Below are 487 nucleotides of genomic sequence, written 5' to 3'. Positions count from 1 at the left end.
CCCGCGCCGGCACGCCCGTACCGTCCCGCACGTCCGCCGGGAGCAGCGCTTCCGGCAGGTCCTGGTACGACACCGGGCGAAGATAGCGGTCGATCGCCAGCGTGCCCACCGAGGTGCTGCGGCCGTCCGAGGTCGAGGGGAACGGACCGCCATGGACCATCGCGTCGGTCACTTCGACGCCGGTCGGCCAGCCATTGGCCAGGATGCGCCCGGCCAGGCGCTCCAGCGCCGGCAGCAGCTCCTGCGCGACGGCGATGTCGCCCTCGTCCATGTGCAGCGTGGTGGTCAGCTGGCCTTCGAGCAGCGCCACGACCGCCTTCAGTTCCGCCACATCGGCGCAGCGCACCAGCAGCGAAGTCGCGCCGAAAATTTCCTCGGCATGGCTCGGATCGGCGATGAAGTCCGCACCCTTCATCGTGAACAGCGCACCGCGCGCACAGGTCGGGCCCTGCGGCTCGACGCCCTGCGCAACCTGCTCCACGGTCGC

The 487-nt window shown here is 71.0% G+C and carries 1 pseudogene; it reads right to left on the bottom strand.

The features are described from left to right. Positions 1 to 487, bottom strand: a pseudogene (locus A7X12_RS26465) (aldehyde dehydrogenase (NADP(+))); the annotation flags it as partial.

Origin of the sequence: Sphingomonas sp. TDK1 (genome assembly GCF_001650735.1) — a bacterium.
In the GTDB taxonomy this organism is placed as follows: domain Bacteria; phylum Pseudomonadota; class Alphaproteobacteria; order Sphingomonadales; family Sphingomonadaceae; genus Sphingomonas.
The sequence above is the reverse complement of the archived record's forward strand: the minus strand, read 5'-3'. Positions and strand labels throughout refer to the sequence as shown.